This window comes from Tianweitania aestuarii (assembly GCF_018457165.1).
In the GTDB taxonomy this organism is placed as follows: Bacteria; Pseudomonadota; Alphaproteobacteria; order Rhizobiales; family Rhizobiaceae; genus Tianweitania; species Tianweitania aestuarii.
This window is the reverse complement of record NZ_JAFMNX010000002.1, coordinates 88,833-107,781: the sequence shown is the minus strand read 5'-3', so window position 1 is coordinate 107,781 and position 18,949 is coordinate 88,833. Positions and strand designations below refer to the sequence as shown.

The 18,949-nt window shown below is 61.3% G+C and carries 22 protein-coding genes and 1 tRNA gene; 8 read left to right on the top strand and 15 right to left on the bottom strand.

Translation table 11 applies throughout. The features are described 5' to 3' along the window. Window positions 1–16: 16 nt before the first annotated feature. The 3 genes from JYU29_RS08705 to JYU29_RS08695 are packed head-to-tail and all read right to left on the bottom strand — an operon-like array spanning window position 17 to window position 2,297. A complete protein-coding gene (locus tag JYU29_RS08705; RefSeq protein ID WP_213984425.1) occupies window positions 17–316 on the bottom strand; it encodes a hypothetical protein in 300 nt (99 codons plus the stop codon). Window positions 317–361: 45 nt separating this feature from the next. After that, window positions 362–1,096 carry a WbqC family protein gene (locus JYU29_RS08700; protein ID WP_213984424.1) on the bottom strand — a complete coding sequence of 245 codons (735 nt, stop codon included), beginning with the start codon at window positions 1,094–1,096 and terminating at the stop codon, window positions 362–364. Between the two features lie 43 nt (window positions 1,097–1,139). Next, window positions 1,140–2,297 carry a DegT/DnrJ/EryC1/StrS family aminotransferase gene (locus tag JYU29_RS08695; RefSeq protein ID WP_213984423.1) on the bottom strand — a complete coding sequence of 386 codons (1,158 nt, stop codon included), beginning with the start codon at window positions 2,295–2,297 and terminating at the stop codon, window positions 1,140–1,142. 348 nt (window positions 2,298–2,645) lie between these two features. Here JYU29_RS08695 and dusA point away from each other — a divergent pair, with 348 nt between their 5' ends. Next, window positions 2,646–3,689 (top strand): tRNA dihydrouridine(20/20a) synthase DusA, encoded by a 1,044-nt coding sequence (dusA, locus tag JYU29_RS08690; RefSeq protein ID WP_213984422.1) that lies wholly within the window; start codon window positions 2,646–2,648, stop codon window positions 3,687–3,689. 9 nt (window positions 3,690–3,698) lie between these two features. On the opposite strand, the gene JYU29_RS08685 is transcribed toward dusA, so the two are convergent. Both JYU29_RS08685 and JYU29_RS08680 read right to left on the bottom strand, forming a co-directional pair. After that, on the bottom strand, window positions 3,699–4,412 hold the full coding sequence (locus tag JYU29_RS08685) for a TIGR02281 family clan AA aspartic protease (protein ID WP_213984421.1): 714 nt from the start codon (window positions 4,410–4,412) through the stop codon (window positions 3,699–3,701). 2 nt (window positions 4,413–4,414) lie between these two features. Then, a complete protein-coding gene (locus tag JYU29_RS08680; RefSeq protein ID WP_213984420.1) occupies window positions 4,415–4,645 on the bottom strand; it encodes a DUF1289 domain-containing protein in 231 nt (76 codons plus the stop codon). Between the two features lie 123 nt (window positions 4,646–4,768). Here JYU29_RS08680 and JYU29_RS08675 point away from each other — a divergent pair, with 123 nt between their 5' ends. After that, entirely contained in the window at window positions 4,769–5,752 is a 984-nt protein-coding gene (locus JYU29_RS08675; protein WP_213984419.1) for a nicotinate-nucleotide--dimethylbenzimidazole phosphoribosyltransferase, read from the top strand. 12 nt (window positions 5,753–5,764) lie between these two features. Here JYU29_RS08675 and JYU29_RS08670 read toward each other — a convergent pair whose 3' ends face one another. Next, window positions 5,765–7,285 (bottom strand): sensor histidine kinase, encoded by a 1,521-nt coding sequence (locus JYU29_RS08670; protein WP_213985004.1) that lies wholly within the window; start codon window positions 7,283–7,285, stop codon window positions 5,765–5,767. Window positions 7,286–7,413: 128 nt separating this feature from the next. Here JYU29_RS08670 and JYU29_RS08665 point away from each other — a divergent pair, with 128 nt between their 5' ends. From JYU29_RS08665 to JYU29_RS08655, 3 genes are all read left to right on the top strand, one after another. Beyond that, the gene (locus tag JYU29_RS08665; RefSeq protein ID WP_213984418.1) at window positions 7,414–8,025 is read left to right on the top strand and encodes a glutathione S-transferase; all 612 of its coding nucleotides are present in this window, start codon (window positions 7,414–7,416) and stop codon (window positions 8,023–8,025) included. Window positions 8,026–8,063: 38 nt separating this feature from the next. Then, a complete protein-coding gene (locus JYU29_RS08660) occupies window positions 8,064–8,645 on the top strand; it encodes a uracil-DNA glycosylase family protein (RefSeq protein WP_213985003.1) in 582 nt (193 codons plus the stop codon). Window positions 8,646–8,718: 73 nt separating this feature from the next. Then, window positions 8,719–9,213: an Lrp/AsnC family transcriptional regulator gene (locus JYU29_RS08655; RefSeq protein ID WP_213984417.1), complete on the top strand. Its 495-nt coding sequence runs from the start codon at window positions 8,719–8,721 to the stop codon at window positions 9,211–9,213. Window positions 9,214–9,228: 15 nt separating this feature from the next. Here JYU29_RS08655 and JYU29_RS08650 read toward each other — a convergent pair whose 3' ends face one another. From JYU29_RS08650 to moaA, 8 genes are all read right to left on the bottom strand, one after another. Beyond that, on the bottom strand, window positions 9,229–10,098 hold the full coding sequence (locus JYU29_RS08650) for an NAD(P)-dependent oxidoreductase (RefSeq protein WP_213984416.1): 870 nt from the start codon (window positions 10,096–10,098) through the stop codon (window positions 9,229–9,231). A 32-nt stretch (window positions 10,099–10,130) separates the two neighbouring features. Continuing rightward, window positions 10,131–10,958: an ABC transporter permease gene (locus JYU29_RS08645; RefSeq protein WP_213984415.1), complete on the bottom strand. Its 828-nt coding sequence runs from the start codon at window positions 10,956–10,958 to the stop codon at window positions 10,131–10,133. Next, on the bottom strand, window positions 10,955–11,668 hold the full coding sequence (locus tag JYU29_RS08640; RefSeq protein WP_213984414.1) for an ABC transporter permease: 714 nt from the start codon (window positions 11,666–11,668) through the stop codon (window positions 10,955–10,957). Before JYU29_RS08640 ends, JYU29_RS08645 begins: the two co-directional genes overlap by 4 nt. Window positions 11,669–11,774: 106 nt before the next feature. Beyond that, a complete protein-coding gene (locus tag JYU29_RS08635; protein ID WP_213984413.1) occupies window positions 11,775–12,536 on the bottom strand; it encodes an ABC transporter substrate-binding protein in 762 nt (253 codons plus the stop codon). A 112-nt stretch (window positions 12,537–12,648) separates the two neighbouring features. Next, entirely contained in the window at window positions 12,649–13,161 is a 513-nt protein-coding gene (mobB, locus tag JYU29_RS08630) for a molybdopterin-guanine dinucleotide biosynthesis protein B (RefSeq protein WP_213984412.1), read from the bottom strand. Continuing rightward, the gene (gene mobA / locus JYU29_RS08625) at window positions 13,158–13,763 is read right to left on the bottom strand and encodes a molybdenum cofactor guanylyltransferase MobA (protein ID WP_213984411.1); all 606 of its coding nucleotides are present in this window, start codon (window positions 13,761–13,763) and stop codon (window positions 13,158–13,160) included. The genes mobB and mobA overlap by 4 nt, the downstream gene beginning before the upstream one ends. Before the next feature lie 14 nt (window positions 13,764–13,777). Continuing rightward, a complete protein-coding gene (locus JYU29_RS08620; protein ID WP_213984410.1) occupies window positions 13,778–14,698 on the bottom strand; it encodes a DMT family transporter in 921 nt (306 codons plus the stop codon). 94 nt (window positions 14,699–14,792) lie between these two features. After that, window positions 14,793–15,782 carry a GTP 3',8-cyclase MoaA gene (moaA, locus tag JYU29_RS08615; protein WP_213984409.1) on the bottom strand — a complete coding sequence of 330 codons (990 nt, stop codon included), beginning with the start codon at window positions 15,780–15,782 and terminating at the stop codon, window positions 14,793–14,795. A gap of 114 nt (window positions 15,783–15,896) precedes the next feature. Between moaA and JYU29_RS08610 the strand changes: the two genes are divergently transcribed. From JYU29_RS08610 to JYU29_RS18555, 3 genes are all read left to right on the top strand, one after another. After that, on the top strand, window positions 15,897–16,253 hold the full coding sequence (locus tag JYU29_RS08610; protein WP_213984408.1) for a gamma-butyrobetaine hydroxylase family protein: 357 nt from the start codon (window positions 15,897–15,899) through the stop codon (window positions 16,251–16,253). Window positions 16,254–16,631: 378 nt separating this feature from the next. Then, complete coding sequence (locus JYU29_RS08605) at window positions 16,632–18,572, top strand: L,D-transpeptidase family protein (RefSeq protein ID WP_250157316.1); 1,941 nt, start codon at window positions 16,632–16,634, stop codon at window positions 18,570–18,572. 114 nt (window positions 18,573–18,686) lie between these two features. Then, the gene (locus JYU29_RS18555; protein WP_453901275.1) at window positions 18,687–18,773 is read left to right on the top strand and encodes a small membrane protein YohP; all 87 of its coding nucleotides are present in this window, start codon (window positions 18,687–18,689) and stop codon (window positions 18,771–18,773) included. Between the two features lie 94 nt (window positions 18,774–18,867). Here the strand turns inward: JYU29_RS18555 and JYU29_RS08600 are convergent. After that, window positions 18,868–18,942: transfer RNA gene (locus JYU29_RS08600), tRNA-Val, on the bottom strand. Window positions 18,943–18,949: the final 7 nt, after the last annotated feature.

Here is an 18,949-nt window from a genome sequence, read left to right as displayed (position 1 = left end):
CGCGCGTTTGCGGCGCTTACTTAAGAAGGCGCAAACGCCTCAACACACGTCTGGTGTCTGTACGACCGAGTGAAGCTAGCTGCCGGCTCAGGCTTAAATAGCTGGCAATCTGTTGCTCGCCGCCTTGTATCCCTTGATCCTGCGGTTCAGCAGCAGACTTCTCAGTGACTACTATTGCTTTTTCCCTTGCGCCCACCATCGACGCAAGGACGGCAAGCTCAAGTTCCTGCCGTCGTATGGTCGCGAGCAATTCGGCCCGGGACTGATGATTATCCTCGGGAGCGTGGATGTCCCTGGCACTATCTTCAGGCTTCATGATGCGCCTTGCTGGTTCTGCTGGAGGGGAGGTTGAAAAAACCTGTCATTGGTCAATCACCCCCGCCGGGTGGACGGAGAAGTCGTTGAGCATGTCCACCACAACTTCCGGATGATTGAACATCAACACGTCGATGATGGAGAGGCTACTTTCAAATGCTTCTTCGCCTTGGGCGTAAGAGCGCGCTTTATATTCAAACAAACCAAGGTTGATCCCGGCTTCGCGATACTTCTGCTCGTCAAACAGGTCACGGCCATTGATCGGGTTCCAGTATTCCTCGACGTCGCCGATGGCGCGACAGACATTCAGCGCCCATTCGCCAGGAGTGGCGGGAGGGGCGATACGCAGGTCGCTGGACGAAAAAAGCTCGCAGTTGAATGGCTGGTCCAGATATTCAAATACGCCGCGCAGCGTGGCCTGATTCAGGTCGGCTAGTCGCTCATACTTGACAGAAAGAATATCGCCCACCAACGCACGCACTTTGTGGAAATTGGGTGCGCGCCTGCGGTAAACATCGAGCTGCGATATCATTCGTGATTGCCAGTTTTGGGTGTTGTCGACCAAAACTTCCTGAATGGCGTCGGTGTGAGACTTTTTCTGCAGGGCGGGACGAATGTAGTGAAAGCCGCCTCCCTGCTTTAGAATCCTGTTGCGATCGACCCAGCCGTGTCGAATGAACTGCACGGCATCAAGCAGAATGAACTCATCGACATGCCTGATCAGCGCGTAGTAGCCGATATACGGGAAGAAATAGGGTTGCATAATTGCTACGCGTTTCATTCCCAGCATCCCTTCGACCGTTTCATCTGAACGTTGGCGAGGATCACGATGCCACTCCACACGCTTCACGCAATGCGTTGATGATCCGTGACACGTCCTCGTCTTTGAGAGTGCCGTAAAGCGGTAGGCAAAGTACCTCGCGCGCCGCCCTGTGGGCGTTGGGTAGCCGCGCAGGATCAGCGCTATCCAGGTGTTTGTATTCTTCAGTGTCGCTGCACAAAGGCCAGAAATAGCGTCGCGAGAACACGTTCGCGGTCTTCAGCCTCTGGTACAGCTCGTCGCGCGTAGGTGTTCCGGCAGCCGACACGACGCGCAGGCAATAATACTGGAAGCTGTCTTCTCCAAGGTCGCCCAAGGGCGGCGTTGTGATTCCCGGAATTGCGTTAAAGGCGTCGTTGTACCTTTGGAAGATGCTACGGCGTTTCACTTTTTCATCGTCAACGAGCGGAAGCACAGCCAAGCCCATTCCGGCTTGCAGTTCGCTCATCTTCGCGTTGATGCCCGTGCCGGGAATCGATTCTTCGCTCGCGATGCCAAAGTTTCGCAGTGACCTGGCAGCTGCGTCCAGATCTTTGTGGCGTGTCGCGACCGCTCCACCTTCACCAGTGTGGAACAGTTTTGTCGAGTGGAAACTATAGGTCGACACATCTCCGAAATCGGCGATCGATCTGCCACGATAACGCGTGCCAAAGGCATGCGCGGCGTCGTAGATCACCTTAAGCTTGTGCCGCTTGGCAATGGCATCAATTTCATCAACTGCGCAGCGATTGCCATAGACATGGACGCCCACGATCGCGGAGGTTTGAGGTGTCACGGCAGCTTCAATGCGCTCAGGATCGATCGTCATTGCAACTGGATCAATGTCGACAAAAACCGGCTTGAGGCCGCACCAAGCAAGCGCATGAACAGTCGCGATGAACGTAAATGGTGTCGTGATAAATTCACCTGTGAGTTTCAGCGCGCGGCACGCAACCATCAACGCGATGGTGCCATTGCTGAGAAGTGCGAGGCTTTGAATCCCTAGGTACTCCTTCAGTGCCTGCTCAAGGTTGACGCTTTTTTGACCGCCGTTTGTGAGCTGCTTAGTTGCCCAGATGTCGACAAGCTGATCCCGGTAGGCGTCTATATCTGGCAAAAGAGGACTGGCGACGTAGATCGGCTCGTTTGCAGCAGCAGCTGCGGAATAGCGGGATTGCGTCACCAGTTATGGCCTTTTAAGCTTGTTTTTTGCAACCAAGCGGGCGAGCGCACAGTGGTTGCAGTTTCGAGCCGCTTACAGCCATAGGGATCACAGCGCGTCAACAACCGTTGCAAGGATAGTTGCAACTCGCGGTATAAGGACGCATGTAGATTCTCTGACAGGAAGCACCTAGGATCCTTGGTGGATCTCGACTGTGATCCTGCCAAAGCTGTCACGCGAGGTGCGCGCTAGCAAACTGCGCTGTTATCTTCCCTGGGCGGTGCTTAAAGTCGTCCGCTTGTTGATACTAGGCTGCAGGGTTTGTTCCTGGAAACTGGCTGACAAGAGAAAAATCGGCATCAATCAGGCATGACTGAAGACAACGCAAACCCGCATATTTCCTATGTAGTCGCAGACACCCGGCGCCCGCGCTTCGCCGTCGCCCCTATGATCGATTGGACGGATCGGCACTGCCGCTTTTTTCATCGGCAGTTGAGCCGGGAGGCGTTGCTTTATACCGAGATGGTGGTGGCGGATGCGGTGATTTATGGGGATCGGCAGCGGTTGCTGGGGTTTGATCGGGTCGAGCATCCGGTTGCCTTGCAGCTGGGTGGGTCGGATCCGCGCAAGCTGGCGGAGGCGGCCCGGATCGGGGCGGGGTTTGGGTATGACGAGATCAACCTCAATGTGGGTTGTCCGTCGGACCGGGTGCAATCCGGGACGTTCGGCGCTTGTTTGATGAAGACGCCGGATGTGGTTGCGGCTTGCGTGGATGCGATGCGCGAAGCGGTGGACATTCCGGTGACGGTGAAATGCCGCATCGGGGTGGACGATCAGGATCCTGAGCCGGGGCTCGATGATCTGGCCGACCGGGTGTTTGCGGCGGGTGCGGACGGGCTTTGGGTGCATGCGCGCAAGGCTTGGCTGCAGGGACTTTCGCCGAAGGAAAATCGGGATATTCCGCCGCTGGATTATGACCGCGTGCGGCGCTTGAAGGCGCGTTTGCCCAAGCGCTTCATCGGCATCAATGGCGGCATCCATTCGCTAGATGCGGCCGAGCCTCTGCTGGACGTCACCGATGGCGTGATGCTTGGACGGGCGGCGTACCAGACGCCGGGTCTTCTGGCAGATGTGGATAGCCGCTTTTATGGCGCGGACGCCAAGCCGGCCGATTATGATGCGGTGTTCGCGGTAATGGCGGATTACGCCGACCGGCATATTGACGCCGGCGGACGGTTGTCTCACATCGCGCGGCATATGGTGGGGCTGTTTCATGGCCTTCCCGGTGCCCGGCGTTACCGGCAGATCCTGTCGAGCGATGCGACAAAGCCTGGCGCGCGTTCTGAGGTGCTTTGGCGCGCGCTTGCCGAAGTTGATCGCTCGGCGTCTTCCACGGATGCCGTTGCCGCTTGAGGGCGGTGCCTAGTCGCGCAGGACCATGCGGTCGCCGCGCACATCATAGCCCGACAGCGTGCCCATGAAGTTCATGCCGAGCAGGCTCTGGCCCAAAGCGCCGGGTTGCGCGACGAGGATGGGAAGCGGGCCGCGTCCGATGGCGCCGATCGCGATGGTTTCGGCACGGGCGCGTGCGGCCACCGTGACGCCGTTTGCGGTGGAAACCGGAACGGCGAAGTTGAGCGCTTCCACATCGAGCCCGATCGCACGGGCGTCTTCCACCGTCAGCACGGTCATGCTGGCGCCGGTGTCGACCATGACCTGAACGGGTTTGTTGTCGATCAGGGCGCGGGCTTCGAAATGGCCGCTGCCGGTTTTCTCCACGGTGACCGTGACATTGCCCTCGCTGTCGGTGACGGACAGGGGGCTGCCTGGAACCAGGCCGGCGGTGACGCGGCTTGCGACATCCTGCAGCTCATAGCGGTAACTGTAGCCCGTCAGCATGGCGAGCACGATGAAGAGCCAGATCGCGATGTTGCGGGTGACTTCGCCGAAGGACGGACGCGACGCGACGATGCCGGCGGCAAGAACGGTGACAAGAAGGCCGCTGGTCAGAAGGCTCGCGAACTGATCGTTTTCAAAGCCGAAGGTGCTCCCGGCATCATCGTTCAGAATGAGCAGAAGCAGGCCGGTCGCCAGAACGGCAAGAACGATCCAGAGGAATTTCGGCGAACGACGCATGTTCAGCCGGAGCCTCGTTCGCGCGCCATGCGGGTGCGACGGGTTTCGCGGCGCGGCTTGCGTTCCACGGTTTCGAGGCGCGCTGGCAGGTCGGCCATCACGCTGCGACGTTCGGTTGGCGTCATGGTCAGCCAATCGGAGATCTCGCCGCGCGTGCGGCCGCAGCCGAAGCAGAAGCCTGTCTTCATGTCGATCGAGCAGACGAGGATGCAGGGCGATTCGATTGGGGTCATTCGCTGGTCAGGACGCAGGCCGGGTTTGCTTGTTCCACATGGGATGAACACCTTGCCAATGCAAGCCGGGACGGTTTATCGCCCACCCAACACCGCGTGATCGCGGTTCAGGAGACGCCAGACATGACCAGTGCCCTTCCTTTCGACGACTTTCGTGCCCTGCTGCGCGACATGCCCGAGGCGAACAGCTTTGCGGGCAACCGCGTGCGCGAGCGGATCACGCAGCTGGGCGGCGCCGGTGCGGGGCTTGGGCGGCTTGGTGAAATTGCGGACTGGTTGACGACCTGGTCGAGCCGGCCGCCTGCGGTGAACCGGCCGCTGATCGCTTTGTTTGCCGGCAATCACGGGATCGCAGCGCAGGGCCTCGGCGCGGAAGCGATCGCGGATACGGCGGCGATGGTGGATCATTGCGCGGCGGGTGGTGCGGCGGTCAGCCAGGTTTGCGGCGCGCATGATCTGGGGCTGAAGGTGTTCGATCTGGCGCTGGATGTGCCGACGGCCGATTTCACGGGCGCTGCCGCCTTCGACGAGCGCGGCTGCGCGGCCACGATGGCGTTCGGCATGGAAGCCGTGGCAGGCGGGTTCGATCTGGTGGCGCTGAGCAGCTTCGGCGTGGGCGGCGAGTTGACGGCGGCAGCAGTGGTCACTGCCCTGCAGGGCGGCAAGGCGGCAGACTGGATCGTGGCTGAAGGCGCAATGGCGGATCGGCAGGCTGAGATGATCGACGCGGCGCTGGCGTTCCATGGCGCGGGCAATCTGCGCGACCCGCTCGAGGTGCTGCGGCGGGTCGGCGGACGCGAGATTGCGGCGATGGCCGGTGCGATCATGGCGGCGCGTTCCGAGCGCATTCCGGTTCTGCTCGACGGCTATCCGGCTTTGGCGGCAGCGGCCTTGCTGCGGGCTGTGAACCCCGATGCCGTCTCGCATTGCCGTGTTGCGTCGAGCATGGGCCAACCGGCTGCGGATCGGCTGGCCGGCTTGTTGAGCGACAAGCCGCTGCTTGATCTTGGCGCCAGCCAGCCCGGCCTTGCGGCCGCACTCGCTGCTCTTCTCGTGCAGTCGACGGCGCAGGTGTTCAACGGCGTGCGGGCTTTGCCTGCCGCTTGAGGTGCAGGACGGCTACTGACGGCGGCCGCCGACGGCGGCTGTCGCAAGAGCCGGCATCGGCTCGATGACCCGCGCTGCGGGGAAGGTGGCGACGACTTCGGTGCCCTGGCGCAGCTTTGATTGCAGGTCGAAGGTGCCGCCGTGGATCTGCACGAGGCCTTGAACGATCGGCAGGCCAAGACCGGTGCCTTGTTCGGCACTCTTGATGGCGATCGTGCCCTGGCCGAAGGCCGACATGATGATCGGCAGCTCTTCCGGGGGAATTCCGGGGCCGTTGTCCTTGATCGAGAGATACTGACCGCCGCCGGCCGTCCAGCCGACGCGAACGCGGATTTCGCCGCCGCTTGGCGTGAATTTCACGGCGTTGGACAGGAGGTTCAGGGCGATCTGCCGGATAGCGCGTTCATCCGCATAAAGGCGCGGCATGTCGCGCTCGAACTCCTTCGTAATGCGGATGTCCTTGTTGCTCGTGCGCAGCTCCATCAGGTGGCAGCATTCTTCCACGATGTTGGCGATCGTGACGGCTTCCTCGTTGAGCTGGTAACGGCCGGCTTCGATGCGCGACAGGTCGAGGATTTCGTTGATCAGCTCGAGGAGATGCGTGCCGGAATCGTGGATGTCCTGCGCATAGCCGCGATAGGTCGGGTTGGGCAGGGGGCCGAGCACCTGTGTCGCCATGACTTCGGAAAAACCCAGGATGGCGTTGAGCGGCGTGCGCAGTTCGTGGCTCATGGAGGCTAGGAAGCGGCTTTTTGCGAGATTGGCTTCTTCGGCACGACGGCGGGCTTCGTCGGACATCGACTTGGCGGTTTCCAGCTCGGCGATCAGCGCATCTTTCTCGCTGCGGAACGCCAGAAGCATCACGGCGGAGCGGTTAAAGTTGCCGGCGACGTAGGTGAAGAAGGGCAGCGACGCGGCAAGCAGGACGGCCATCAGCACATCGATGGTGGTCCAGGCGGGGGCTGCAGCGACCGCGAAGGCAACGACAGGCAGGGCGAAGGTCGCCACAAGCGCGCCGCGCAGGGCTGACGCGATGATGGCCGTGACGGCGATGGCCAGAAGCAGGATCACGGCTTTGACGACCGGGAGCGGCTCCAGGCCGCAGGCGTCGCAGCGGACATAAACGAAGTAAGCCCAGCCGATGCCGCTGATCGCGTGGCCGAGAAGGAAGATCTTCGACCACTTGTTCAGGCTGATCTCGTTGACCGGCGTGCGCTCGACGCGGCGCGCCACCAGCGCGAGAACCGCGTAACCAAGCACGGTCAGAGGCGCCCACAGCAGAAGTTCGATATTCATGCCGGCCGCAAGTCCGGCGGCGGCGATCAGCACCACCAGCAGCGGCATCGCCACCACCGTGTTGATCATCGCATGGGCATGGAGCTTCAGGAGTTCGCGATCGAAAGCGGGCGAGCCGACCTGTTCGGCCAGCCGATCGCGCGTGCGGCGGATCGCCCGCGCAACTTCACTGTTGCGGCTGGGCCTGGTGCGATCCACAATGATCTTGTCAGCCGAAGCCGAGCGCTGCACCGCCATTGAACCCGCAACCAAACGCTAACAACTATCCTTAATGGCAAACTAAACGCGAATGATTAAGAACCCCTTCCGGCGGGAGGAATTGCTCGCGGGTCGAGACAAGCCGGATGGAAGGCAGGAGGAAAAGCATGAGATTGTTCGATGGTGGCCGGGCGCCCAATCCACGGCGCGTGCGCATCTTCCTGGCCGAAAAGGGCGTCGAGGTGCCGCTGGAAACGGTGGACATGAACGCGCTTGGCCATAAGTCGCCGGAAGTCACGGCGCGTAACCCGCTGCAGCGCCTGCCGGTGCTTGAACTGGATGACGGCACGATCATCACCGAGTCGGTCGCAATCTGCCGCTATTTCGAGGAGCTTTATCCCGAGCCGGACTTGTTCGGGACCGGTGCCGTCGGACGTGCGCAGGTGGAGATGTGGCAGCGGCGTATCGAGCTGAACCTGCTCAATGCCGTGGCGTCGGCCTTCCGGCACATCCACCCCGCGATGAAGGAGTGGGAAGTGCCGCAGCTGCCCGAATGGGGTGAAATCAACAAGCCGAAGGCGCTCGACTTCTGCCGTTTTCTCGATGGCGAGCTGGCGCAGCGCGATTTCGTGGCAGGCGACGCCTATTCGATCGCAGACATCACCGCACTGGTGGCGGTGGACTTCATGAAGCCCGCCAGGATCGCCGTGCCCGCCGAATGCAGCAATCTGTTGCGCTGGCATGAGGCCGTTTCGGCAAGGCCCAGCGCGCAAGCTTGATTGAAGCACCTGCCGACCTGGACGGGCAGATTGCCTCCATGCGGGCGTGTCGCGTTTGCCGTGATGCGCCTGTGGGCAAGCCGCTGCCGCATGAGCCGCGGCCGATCTTCGTGGTGTCTGCTGAAGCGAAGATCCTGATCGCCAGTCAGGCGCCGGGCATTCGCGCGCATCTTTCGGGTGTTCCGTTCCAGGATCCGTCCGGCGTGCGGCTGCGCCAATGGCTCGGCGTCGACGAAGCCGCGTTTTATGATCCCGGCAACTTCGCGATCCTGCCGATGGGCTTCTGCTTTCCCGGCCATGATGCGCAAAAGGGCGATCTGCCGCCGCGGCGCGAATGCGCGCCGATCTGGCGCGAGCCGGCGCTGGCTTCGATGCCGCAGGTCGAGCTGATCCTGGTGATCGGCATTTATGCGCATCAGTATCATCTGGGGCGTGGGGCTTCGATGACCGACACTGTGCGCGACTGGCGCGCGATCCTGCATGCGAGCGAGCGGCCGCGCGTTCTTCCGCTGCCGCATCCATCCTGGCGCAACAGTGGTTGGCTGAAGAAAAATCCCTGGTTCGAGATCGAGCTTCTACCTGAACTGCGCGCGCAGGTGAGGACGCTGATCGGCACTTAGGTCTGCAAGAAACTAGTTGTTGATCTGCGGGAACTTGGCTCTAATGAGGCATAATTTTCTACGGAGACTGCCGATGGACCGGCTTGATCGCAAAATCCTTCGCCTTTTGCAGGAAGACTCAACGCTTGCCGTGGCCGATGTGGCCAAGAAAGTCGGGCTGTCCACGACGCCGTGCTGGCGGCGCATCCAGAAGCTGGAAGAAGAAGGCGTCATCCGGCGTCGCGTGGCGATCCTCGATCCGGTAAAGATCAATGCGCGGGTGACGGTGTTCGTTTCCATCCGCACCGGATCGCACAGCCATGAATGGCTGAAGCGGTTTTCGGAAGTGGTGCAGGATTTTCCCGAGGTGATCGAGTTCTACCGCATGAGCGGCGACGTCGATTATCTGATCCGGGTCGTGGTGCCGGATATCGCGGCCTATGACGCCTTCTACAAGCGGCTGATCGCCAAGATCGAGATCCGCGACGTGTCGTCGTCATTTGCGATGGAGCAGATCAAATACACGACGCAGCTGCCGCTGGATTACATGGTGTTGGACAAGGAGTCCGGATCCAGCAGCAGTGCGTAACGTTGGTTGGGCGGCTTACTTTTCCAGCCGCGCCAGAAGCGAGGACGTGTCCCAGCGCTGGCCGCCCAGCGCCTGCACATCCTTGTAGAACTGGTCGACCAGGGCGGTGAGCGGCAGCTTGGCGCCGTTACGGTCGGATTCTTCCAGAACGATGCCAAGGTCCTTGCGCATCCAGTCCACCGCGAAGCCGAAGTCGTATTTGCCTTCGTTCATGGTCTTGTGACGGTTTTCCATCTGCCAGGAGCCGGCGGCACCCTTGGAGATGACGTCCACGACCTTGTGAATGTCGAGCCCGGCCTGCTTGCCGAAGTGGATGCCTTCTGCGAGGCCCTGAACGATGCCGGCGATGCAGATCTGGTTGATCATCTTGGTCAGCTGGCCGCTGCCGGCAGGACCCATCAGGCCGACCATCTTGGCGTAAGCGTCGATTACCGGCTTGGCGCGCTGGAAGGCGGCTTCGTTTCCGCCGACCATGACGGTCAGCTGGCCGTTTTCCGCACCGGCTTGGCCGCCGGACACCGGCGCATCGAGGAAGTGGAAGCCGGCTTCTTTTGCAGCGGCATCGAGTTCGCGTGCGACTTCCGCCGAGGCCGTGGTGTTGTCGATGAAGATCGCGTTTGTCTTCATGGTCGCGAAGGCACCATCTTCACCGGTCGTGACGGAACGCAGGTCGTCGTCATTGCCGACGCAGCAGAACACGAAGTCCTGATCCCTCGCGGCTTCGGCAGGTGTTGCCGCATGCTTGCCGCCGAATTCCTTTGCCCACTTTTCAGCCTTGGCAGCGGTGCGGTTGTAAACAGTGACCTCGTGGGCGCCCTTGGTTTTGAGATGGCCGGCCATGGGGTAGCCCATCACGCCCAGTCCGATGAAAGCGACTTTAGCCATGGATGGTCTCCTTTTGCTGCTTTGTCCGGGATCTAGCGCTTCAGGTGGCGCGTGACACGTTTCTCGACCCATTCGATGATGTTGCGCAGCGTTTCCACGATCGCGAGGTAGATCAGGGCTGCGTAAAGGTAGGTCTGGAAATCGAAGGAGCGGGAATAAGCGCGGCGTGTTTCGCCCATCAGGTCATAAACGGTGATAATGGCGACGATGGCCGAGCCCTTGATCATCAGGATGATCTCGTTGCCGTAAGGGCGCAGCGCCACGATCAGCGCTTGCGGGGCGATCACCAGCCGCAGCGTTTGCAGGCGCGACAGGCCGAGTGAGGCCGCACCTTCCCACTGGCCGCGGCCGACGCTTTCGACTGCGCCGCGCAGGATCTCGGCCTGATAGGCTGCTGTGTTCAGCGTGAAGGCGAACAGGGCGCAGTTCCAGGCATCGCGGAAGAAGCTCCAAAGGCCGACGGTTTCGAGCTGGGGCCGAAAAGAGCCGAGGCCGTAATAGATCAGGAAGGTCTGCGCGATCAGCGGGGTGCCGCGGAAGAAATAGACATAGGCGTAGGCGAGCGCATTGGGGATGCGCCGCTTCGTCATGCGACCCCATGCGATCGGGATCGACAGGATGGCGCCAAGGATGATCGACAGGAAAACGAGCTGCAGCGTGACGATCAGGCCCGACCAGTAGCGGCCGGCATAGCGATCGAACAGCTCGGGGTTCCAGGACTGAACGAGGTAAAGCGCGAGGCCGGCAATCGCCAGCGCCCACAGCGTCACCAGAATGGTGCCGGCGATGCGGGTGCCGGTCCAGCGACGGCGTGGCGGTGCGGGGCGTTCCACCGTGTCGGTGGCTGCAACGACGCTCATCGCGTGCCTCCGCTCTTTTCCGCCCAGCGCTCGATGGCGCTGAACACAAAGGAGGAAAGAATGGCGAGCACGAGGTAAAGCAGGCAGGCGAGACCGAAGAACAGAAACGGCTCCTTGGTCACGCGTGCGGCGACGCCGGTCTGGCGCAGGATGTCGGAAAGGCCGATCACCGACACGAGCGCGGTGTCCTTCAGGAGGATCAGCCAAAGATTGCCGAGGCCGGGCAGCGCAATGCGGATCAGCTGCGGCAGCACCACCAGGCGCATCGTCCTGTTATGGCTGAGGCCAACGGCATAGGCGCCTTCATACTGCCCGCGCGGGATGACGCGGAAGGCGGCGAGAAAGACCTCGCTGGCATAAGACGAGAACATGATGCCGAGCGCCACCATTCCGGCAGCGAAGGCGTTGATCTCGATCGTCGTTTCGGTGCCGATAAAGGCGGTGATCTGCTGCAGGCCGAGTTGCGCGCCGTAGAAGATCAGGAACAGCGTGAGGAGTTCGGGCAGGCCGCGAAAGATGGTGGTGTAGATATTGCCGGCGAGCCGCATGGAGGGCTCTTGCGCCTGCTTCATGACCGCCACGAAGAAGCCGAGCACGAGGCCGAAGGGCAGGGTCGCCAAAGCCAGCCCAACGGTGACAAGCACGCCGGACGCGATATCGTCGCCCCAGCCTTCGGGACCGAAACTCAGCAGGTTCAGCGCAGCGTCCATGCAGCGATCTGTTTATCCGCGACACTCATGAAGAAGCCGGAACGAGCCGGCGGGTGTGTTCCGCTGGTTCTGTTCCGGCTATGATCGGGTTCAGGTTTCCGCGGGATCAGCCGCCGTAAACGTCGAACGGGAAGTACTTGTCGTTGACTTCCTTGTACTTGCCGTTGGCGCGAATGGCTTCGAGCGCCTTGTTGAACTTTTCGGCCAGTTCGGTGTCGCCCTTGCGCACGGCGATGCCGATCTTGTCGTCGGAGCTGACGGGATCGCCCTTGAACTCGCAGCAGGTGCCGTCTTCGCCGTTGATGAAGCCATACTGCACGCCGAAATCGCCGAGAACGGCGTCCGTGCGGCCGCTTTCCAGATCAGCCCAAGCTTCGACCTGGGTCGGATAGGCCTTCACGTCTGCATCCGGATAGGTCTTTTCGGCGAACTCGGCGGAAATCGTGCCCTGCTGGACGCCGATGGTCTTGCCGTCGGTTTCACTGGCCGTGAACTCGGAGTCCTTCGGCGCGATGAAAACGAGCGAGTTGCTGTAGTAGGGCTTGGTGAAATCGACCTGCTGCTTGCGCTCGTCGGTGATCGACATGGAGGCCACGATCGCATCGAAACGCTTGGCCTGCAGTGCGGGGATGATGCCGTCCCAATCCTGCGTGACGAACTCGCACTTTGCCTTCATCTCTTCGCAAAGCGCCTTGGTGATGTCGATGTCGAAGCCTTCCAGCTCGCCCGATGCCGTCAGGTTGTTGAAGGGCGGGTAAGCGCCTTCGGTGCCGATCTTGATCGTGGTTTCCTGCGCGGAAGCGATCGAGGCCATGGACAAGGTGAGCAAAGCTGCGGAGGCCGCAAGGCAAAGCTTGGAAATGCGCATTCGTGTTCCTCTCGGTTCGTGTGCGTGCAGACCTTGGCGTTGTGGCCGGATTGACTGCTGCAAGCCCGGATAATCCCATTGTTTTTGCAGTGATTGCAACGGGTAAACAGCGTCAGCGCCGCGAGATGGAAAGGGTTTCCACGATGAAGTCCGCGATGGTGGGAATGTTATCGAGGTCGAATACAGGAAGCGCGGCGCCTTCAACCGGGTGATCGGTCGCGAGCGCTACGATCTTCGGGTCGCTTTCCGCCAGCGGCGCGCGGGTCGCCGTGTCCTTGCGGCGGGCTTCGATCTTGAGGTGATCTTCGCGTTTGTAGCCTTCCACCAGCACGAGATCGCAGGGCGACAGGCGGTCGAGGATTTCCGTCAAAGACGGTTCGGCATCGCCGCGCATCTCGTGCATCAGCGCCCAGCGGTGGGAGGACACGATCGCGACTTCCGAAGCACCGGCGGCGCGGTGGCGGAAGGAATCGGTGCCGGGCACGTCGATGTCGAAGTCATGATGCGCGTGCTTGATCGTCGACACGGTATAACCGCGCGCGGTTAGCTCGGTCACAAGCCGCTCGGTCAGGGTGGTCTTGCCGGAGTTCTTCCAGCCGGTGATGCCGAAAACGCGGTGGGTCATGACAGGCTTGCCGCAAGGCGCTGCGCTTCAACGAGGTCGTCGGGCGTGTTGATGTTGAAGAATGGATCGAAGGAGGCGGTGTCGAACGCGACGCGGACGTGCGGATGATCGGAAATGAAGTGGTTCACGCGGCGGCTGGCCTGTGTGTGGAGGAAGGTTTCGAGATCTGAGCGCAAGGCGACAGGCCAAAGGGCGAAGGTCGGGTGGATGCGCGCGTTGGAAGTCGCGACGGCGATGCTGGAAGATGGCGCTGCAGCCTGAAGACGCGACACCAGCTCGTTCGGAAGAAATGGCGTGTCGCCGGCTACCGTGATGAGGTTTTCGACGCCGATCTTTTCTGCCCAGAGGAGGCCGGTGAGGATGCCGGCGAGGGGACCTTCGAAGCTGCCGAAGGTGTCTGGCAGAACGGGAAGATCGAAGGACGCGAAACGTTCGGGATCGCCATTGGCGTTGAGGGCGAGTGTGTCCAACTGCGGGCGCAGTCTGCGGGTGACTTCATCGAGAACCGTGCCGTTGCCTAGCGGAAGCAGGGTCTTGTCACCGCCGCCCATGCGGCTCGATCGACCACCGGCGAGGATCATCCCTGCGATGCTGCGGCTCATCGGATCATGCTCTGTCAAAGGCCGTCCGGCGCCATGCCGGGAGCCGTTGCTGCCGCAGCCGGCTTTGCTCGGCCCACCTTGCGTTCGCGCCAGAAGGCATAGCTACCCGAGGCGATGATGATGGCGCCGCCTACCATCATAGGTACGTCGGGATAGTCGTTGAACACCAGGATCGTGAGCAGGATGGACCAGAGAAGCGCCGTGTAGCGGAAGGGCGCAACCGATGACATTTCGCCAGTGCGTACGGCCATCGAAACAAACTGATAGCCGATCACCACCGCGCCGCTGGAAAGCACGAGAATGCCGATTATGGACGGCTGCATAGGCTGCCATCCACCGAAAGGCACAAGGGCAACCGCTCCGCTCAGCGTCACGGCAACTGAGCTGATCAGGGCGATGTAGAGCGTAGGAATGGAACGCGGAACGCGGGACGTCGCAAGGTCGCGAACAGTGCAGGCAGCCACCGCCATCAAGGCCAGCAGCGCAAACACGTTGAAGCCCTCGAGCCCGGGCCGCACGATGATTAGGACGCCCAGGAAGCCGACGGTCACGGCACTCCAACGCCGCCAGCCGACGGGTTCCTGCAGAAACAGCGCCGCAGCCATGGTGATTGCAAGCGGAAGTGCCTGCATGATCGCTGTCGCGTTGGCGAGATGCATATGCATAAGGGCCGTGAGAAACAGGAACGTCGCCACGAGTTCGCCCGCCACGCGCAACAGGAGCGACGGCGTCAACACTGTGCGAAGCGGACGCCAGGCGCCCTGTTGCCAGGTTAGGAGCGCAACGATTGTCGTGGCGAAGATGCCGCGCACCAGCATGATCTGCGCCGGGCTGATGTGAATGCCAGCCAGCTTGGTGAGTGCATCATTGGCCGTGAAGCCCGCCATGGCCACAACCATGAACAGACTGCCGCGCATGTTCTTTGAAAGAGGCACCGCAAGATTCCTGTTGCGCTCTGTCCTGTCTCAACTGACGGGATCGCGCAAGCCGGGATCGATGGTCCAGCCGGGTCTCGCGTCGCGACCGGCGTCAGCCGCCGGTGACGCTCATATGGCGCGACACGGCCGGACGGCGCGTGGTGCGATCAATGATGAAGTCATGGCCTTTAGGCTTGCGGGTGATAGCTTCGTCGATCGCCTGCGCCAGCAGCTCGTTGCCTTCGGACGCGCGCATCGGTGTGCGCAGATCGGCGGCGTCTTCCTGGCCGAGGCACATGTAGAGCGTGCCGGTGCAGGTGAGGCGAACGCGGTTGCAGCTTTCGCAGAAATTATGGGTCATCGGCGTGATGAAGCCGAGACGACCGCCGGTTTCCGCCACTTCGACGTAACGGGCCGGGCCGCCGGTCTTGTAGGGAATGTCGTTCAGCGTGAACCGCTGTTCGAGATCGGAGCGCAGCTGGCTGAGCGGCAGATACTGGTCTGTGCGATCGGCGTCGATCTCGCCCATCGGCATGGTTTCGATCACCGTCAGATCCATGCCGCGGCCATGCGCCCAGCGCATCAGGTCGGGGATTTCCTGATCGTTGAAGTTCTTGAGCGCGACGGCGTTGAGCTTGATCTTCAAGCCGGCAGCCTGTGCGGCATCGAGGCCGGCCATGACCTGCTCAACATTGCCCCAACGCGTGATCGCGCGGAACTTGGCGGGGTCGAGCGTGTCGATCGACACGTTGATGCGCTTCACGCCGCAATCGGCGAGCTCTGCAGCGTGTTTGGCGAGCTGCGAGCCGTTGGTGGTGATGGTGAGTTCATCCAGCGCGCCCGATTTCAGGTGGCGCGAAATCTGGCGAACAAGGTGCATGATGTTCTTGCGCACCAGCGGTTCGCCGCCCGTCAGGCGAAGCTTGCGCACGCCTTTTTCTACGAACACAGTGGTCAGGCGGTCGAGTTCTTCGAGGGAAAGCAGGTCGCGCTTGGGCAGGAAGGTCATGTCTTCCGCCATGCAATAGGTGCAACGGAAGTCACAACGGTCCGTCACCGATACACGGAGATAGGAAATCCGGCGTCCAAACGGGTCGATCATTGAAGCTTGGCCTTGGGCTTGCGCGCGGGTAGGGCTGACACAGGATATAGGGTCCGGTTCACGATACAACCACCCCGCTTTGCGCGGCCGATGGTTTGTGCAAGAAGGATGTTTATGGCCGCTCCTTCAGAATTGCGCGTGTCGAAAGACCGCAAGCTCCTTACCGTGACGTTTCCCAACCACGCTCCGTTCGAGCTGCCCGCCGAGCTTCTGCGCGTGACATCGCCGTCGGCCGAGGTGCAGGGCCATTCGCCCGAGCAGCGGGTCACGGTGCCGGGAAAGCGCGAGGTTGCGATCGCGCGCATGGAGCCGATCGGCAACTATGCCGTGCGCATCGTGTTCGATGACGGGCATGAATCAGGGATCTTCACCTGGACCTATCTGCACACGCTCGGTCACGAAAAGAACGAGCAGTGGCAGTTTTATCTCGACGAGTTGTCGGCCAAGGGTTTGTCGCGCGACCCGCGCTGAGCCAGTCTCAAGCTTTCGTGAACAATCGAGCCGAAACTCCAGCGGTTCTTCATCGTGTCTGTCCCGACCCTGAACCCTTTCGGCCGGCCGGTTGGCTTGCCCGTTCATGGGTGTGGGTGCGGACAGATTGCTGAGCCCGTTTGTACCTGTACCCGGGGCCGTTCAGTTCAACTGGACGGCCCTTTTCAATCGGGTGTGTCGTGGAGGTCATCCTCCACATTTGTTGCATTCCTGCCGCAGCGGGGCGCAAACGGTTTACGGTCGCTTAACGCATTTGGCGTCAATCGATATAGTCTCAGCGCATTCTGCGTCGTTCTTCGGGACGATGATCGGGGTGCCTGCTGACGTTCGATCCAGTGCCAGACGAGGGGATGCGCTTTGCTGCCAGTTTCAAGAGTTAAAACCGGCCTGATTGCGGCCCTGGTCGCCGCCACTTCGCTGTCGAGCATCAATGTCGCTTCGGCCGACAACCTGTTCCAGCGCTTGTTCGGCAACAATCACCGCAGCGGCGTCGTTGCGAACCAGGGACCGCACGCCACGCCGCGTCGCATGCAGCCGGTGCAGCAGCAAAGCGCGCCGCAGCAGCAGCAAGCAAGGCCGGTTCAGCCAGTTTCGGTGGTCAAGCCGACCAAGCCTGCGCCGATCGTGAAGGTCGCGTCGCCAAGCTATTACACCTACAAGACCGCTGCACTCGTGCCGGTTGATTTTACCAAGCTGCAGCCGACGGGCTCGGTGGAGATCACCGGTTCGATCGAGCCGTCGGAGCCGGGCACGCCGTTTGATCGTTCGCTGTCGGGGCTGATCGACTATCAGTTGACCGCCGAGAAGGAGATCGCGGACGCGATCGAGAAGCATTATGCCTCGGAGCCGGGCTTTATCTGGGTTCTGGGCACGGCGCCACGCGTTCGCGCCGAAGCCGCGATGGCGATGCTCGCCGATGCCGGCAGCTATGGGCTCGATCCGCAGGACTATCAGGTCGCTCGCCCGCAGGTGACGGCTGAAGGCCAGCTCGCGCTGAGCGATCCGGCTCTTATCCGCTACGAGATGACGATGTCGGCGCGCGTTCTGCGTTATATCCGCGACGCCCATGCCGGCCGCATCAATCCGAACCTGCTGTCGGGTTACCATGATTTCGCAGCCAAGCCGGTGGACTACGAGGCAGCGCTGACGGCGCTTTCAAGCGGCGTCGATGTGAAGACCTATCTCGAGGGCCAGCATCCGCAGAACGCGGAATATGCCGCCCTGCGCGCCGAGTTGAAGTCGCTGGAAGCCGAGCGCGAGCGTTCGATCGTGGTTGATCCGAAGCTTCTGCTGAAGCCGGGCGAATCGAGCGCCGAATTGCCCAAGCTTCTGACGCTGATCGACCAGAAGGGCGATGCGACGTTCAAGGCAGCGCATGGCGGCGTCATCACCGCCAATGCCGGCGGCGAGCTTTATACGCCTGAGCTGGTCGAGGTGATCAAGGCCGCGCAGAAGGCGCATGGTTTGAAGCCCGACGGCGTGATCGGTGGCCGCACGGTTGCGGCGATCGCGGGCGTGTCGAAGGCCGACCGGATCGACAAGATCGAGGTGGCGCTGGAGCAGCTGCGCTGGCACCCGTCCGATCTTGGAGCGACGCATGTCTTCCTCAACGCTGCAGCGTTCAACGCCACCTATCGCGAGAATGGTGTCGACAAGCTGACGATGCGCACAGTGGTCGGCAGCCCGTCTCACCAGACGAGCTTCTTCTATGACGAGCTGACGCAGGTCGACTACAACCCGTATTGGGGTGTGCCGCGCTCGATCATCGTCAACGAAATGCTGCCGCGCCTGATCAACGATCCGGGCTATCTTGACCGTGCCGGTTACGAGGTGACGGATTCCAAGGGCAAGCGCATCCCGTCTTCCACGATCAACTGGGCGGCGCATGGCAGCAACATTCCTTACAATGTGCGCCAGACGCCGAGCGAAGCGAATGCCCTGGGCGAGCTGAAGATCCTGTTCCCCAACAAGCATGCCATCTACATGCATGACACGCCGCAGAAGAGCTTCTTCAGCCGCGATGCGCGTGCTCTCAGCCACGGATGCGTGCGTTTATCGGATCCACGTGCGATGGCAGCTGCCGTGCTCGGCACCGATGTGGCGCATGTCGCTGCCAAGCTGAAGCAGGGGCATTCCACCGAAAAGGTGCAGCGCAAGATCCCGGTCTATGTCGCGTACTTCACGGCGTGGCCGAACCAGGCGGGTGAGGTGCATTATTCGCCGGACGTCTATGATCGCGATGAGAAGGTTCTGACCGCCCTTCGCAAGACCAGCGATTCGCGCTCGCCGTCTATCTGACGGCGTTCCGTTGGCGAGTTCGGCTTGGGCGTTCGACACAATTTCGATTTGTGTGGAACGCCAGGCCGCTATCTTCGTTCTTGCTAAACAAAATTGCAGATCGGAGAACGACCCATGCTTAAAGGCCTTGGCATCACAGCCTTGATCATCTTCCTGATTGGCCTTGCAGTGGTCATCGGTTTGCTGAAGCTGATCTTCTAGCAATTCGCAAAACGCGAAACGTGACAGCCGCCGTTCTGCCTTCGGGCAGCGGCGGTTTTTTTGTTTGAAGATGATCGATTTTAGGCGAGGAGAATGGTGGGCGATACAGGGATTGAACCTGTGACCCCACCCGTGTGAAGGGTGTGCTCTCCCGCTGAGCTAATCGCCCGCCGAGG

Excerpts from the sequence above, each read along its gene's own strand:
- JYU29_RS08705 (WP_213984425.1), bottom strand. The coding sequence starts at position 316 with ATGAAGCCTGAAGATAGTGCCAGGGACATCCACGCTCCCGAGGATAAT.
- JYU29_RS08700 (WP_213984424.1), bottom strand. The coding sequence starts at position 1,096 with ATGAAACGCGTAGCAATTATGCAACCCTATTTCTTCCCGTATATCGGC.
- dusA (WP_213984422.1), top strand. The coding sequence starts at position 2,646 with ATGACTGAAGACAACGCAAACCCGCATATTTCCTATGTAGTCGCAGAC.
- JYU29_RS08685 (WP_213984421.1), bottom strand. The coding sequence starts at position 4,412 with ATGCGTCGTTCGCCGAAATTCCTCTGGATCGTTCTTGCCGTTCTGGCG.
- JYU29_RS08680 (WP_213984420.1), bottom strand. The coding sequence starts at position 4,645 with ATGACCCCAATCGAATCGCCCTGCATCCTCGTCTGCTCGATCGACATG.
- JYU29_RS08675 (WP_213984419.1), top strand. The coding sequence starts at position 4,769 with ATGACCAGTGCCCTTCCTTTCGACGACTTTCGTGCCCTGCTGCGCGAC.
- JYU29_RS08670 (WP_213985004.1), bottom strand. The coding sequence starts at position 7,285 with ATGGCGGTGCAGCGCTCGGCTTCGGCTGACAAGATCATTGTGGATCGC.
- JYU29_RS08665 (WP_213984418.1), top strand. The coding sequence starts at position 7,414 with ATGAGATTGTTCGATGGTGGCCGGGCGCCCAATCCACGGCGCGTGCGC.
- JYU29_RS08660 (WP_213985003.1), top strand. The coding sequence starts at position 8,064 with ATGCGGGCGTGTCGCGTTTGCCGTGATGCGCCTGTGGGCAAGCCGCTG.
- JYU29_RS08655 (WP_213984417.1), top strand. The coding sequence starts at position 8,719 with ATGGACCGGCTTGATCGCAAAATCCTTCGCCTTTTGCAGGAAGACTCA.
- JYU29_RS08650 (WP_213984416.1), bottom strand. The coding sequence starts at position 10,098 with ATGGCTAAAGTCGCTTTCATCGGACTGGGCGTGATGGGCTACCCCATG.
- JYU29_RS08645 (WP_213984415.1), bottom strand. The coding sequence starts at position 10,958 with ATGAGCGTCGTTGCAGCCACCGACACGGTGGAACGCCCCGCACCGCCA.
- JYU29_RS08640 (WP_213984414.1), bottom strand. The coding sequence starts at position 11,668 with ATGGACGCTGCGCTGAACCTGCTGAGTTTCGGTCCCGAAGGCTGGGGC.
- JYU29_RS08635 (WP_213984413.1), bottom strand. The coding sequence starts at position 12,536 with ATGCGCATTTCCAAGCTTTGCCTTGCGGCCTCCGCAGCTTTGCTCACC.
- mobB (WP_213984412.1), bottom strand. The coding sequence starts at position 13,161 with ATGACCCACCGCGTTTTCGGCATCACCGGCTGGAAGAACTCCGGCAAG.
- mobA (WP_213984411.1), bottom strand. The coding sequence starts at position 13,763 with ATGAGCCGCAGCATCGCAGGGATGATCCTCGCCGGTGGTCGATCGAGC.
- moaA (WP_213984409.1), bottom strand. The coding sequence starts at position 15,782 with ATGATCGACCCGTTTGGACGCCGGATTTCCTATCTCCGTGTATCGGTG.
- JYU29_RS08610 (WP_213984408.1), top strand. The coding sequence starts at position 15,897 with ATGGCCGCTCCTTCAGAATTGCGCGTGTCGAAAGACCGCAAGCTCCTT.
- JYU29_RS18555 (WP_453901275.1), top strand. The coding sequence starts at position 18,687 with ATGCTTAAAGGCCTTGGCATCACAGCCTTGATCATCTTCCTGATTGGC.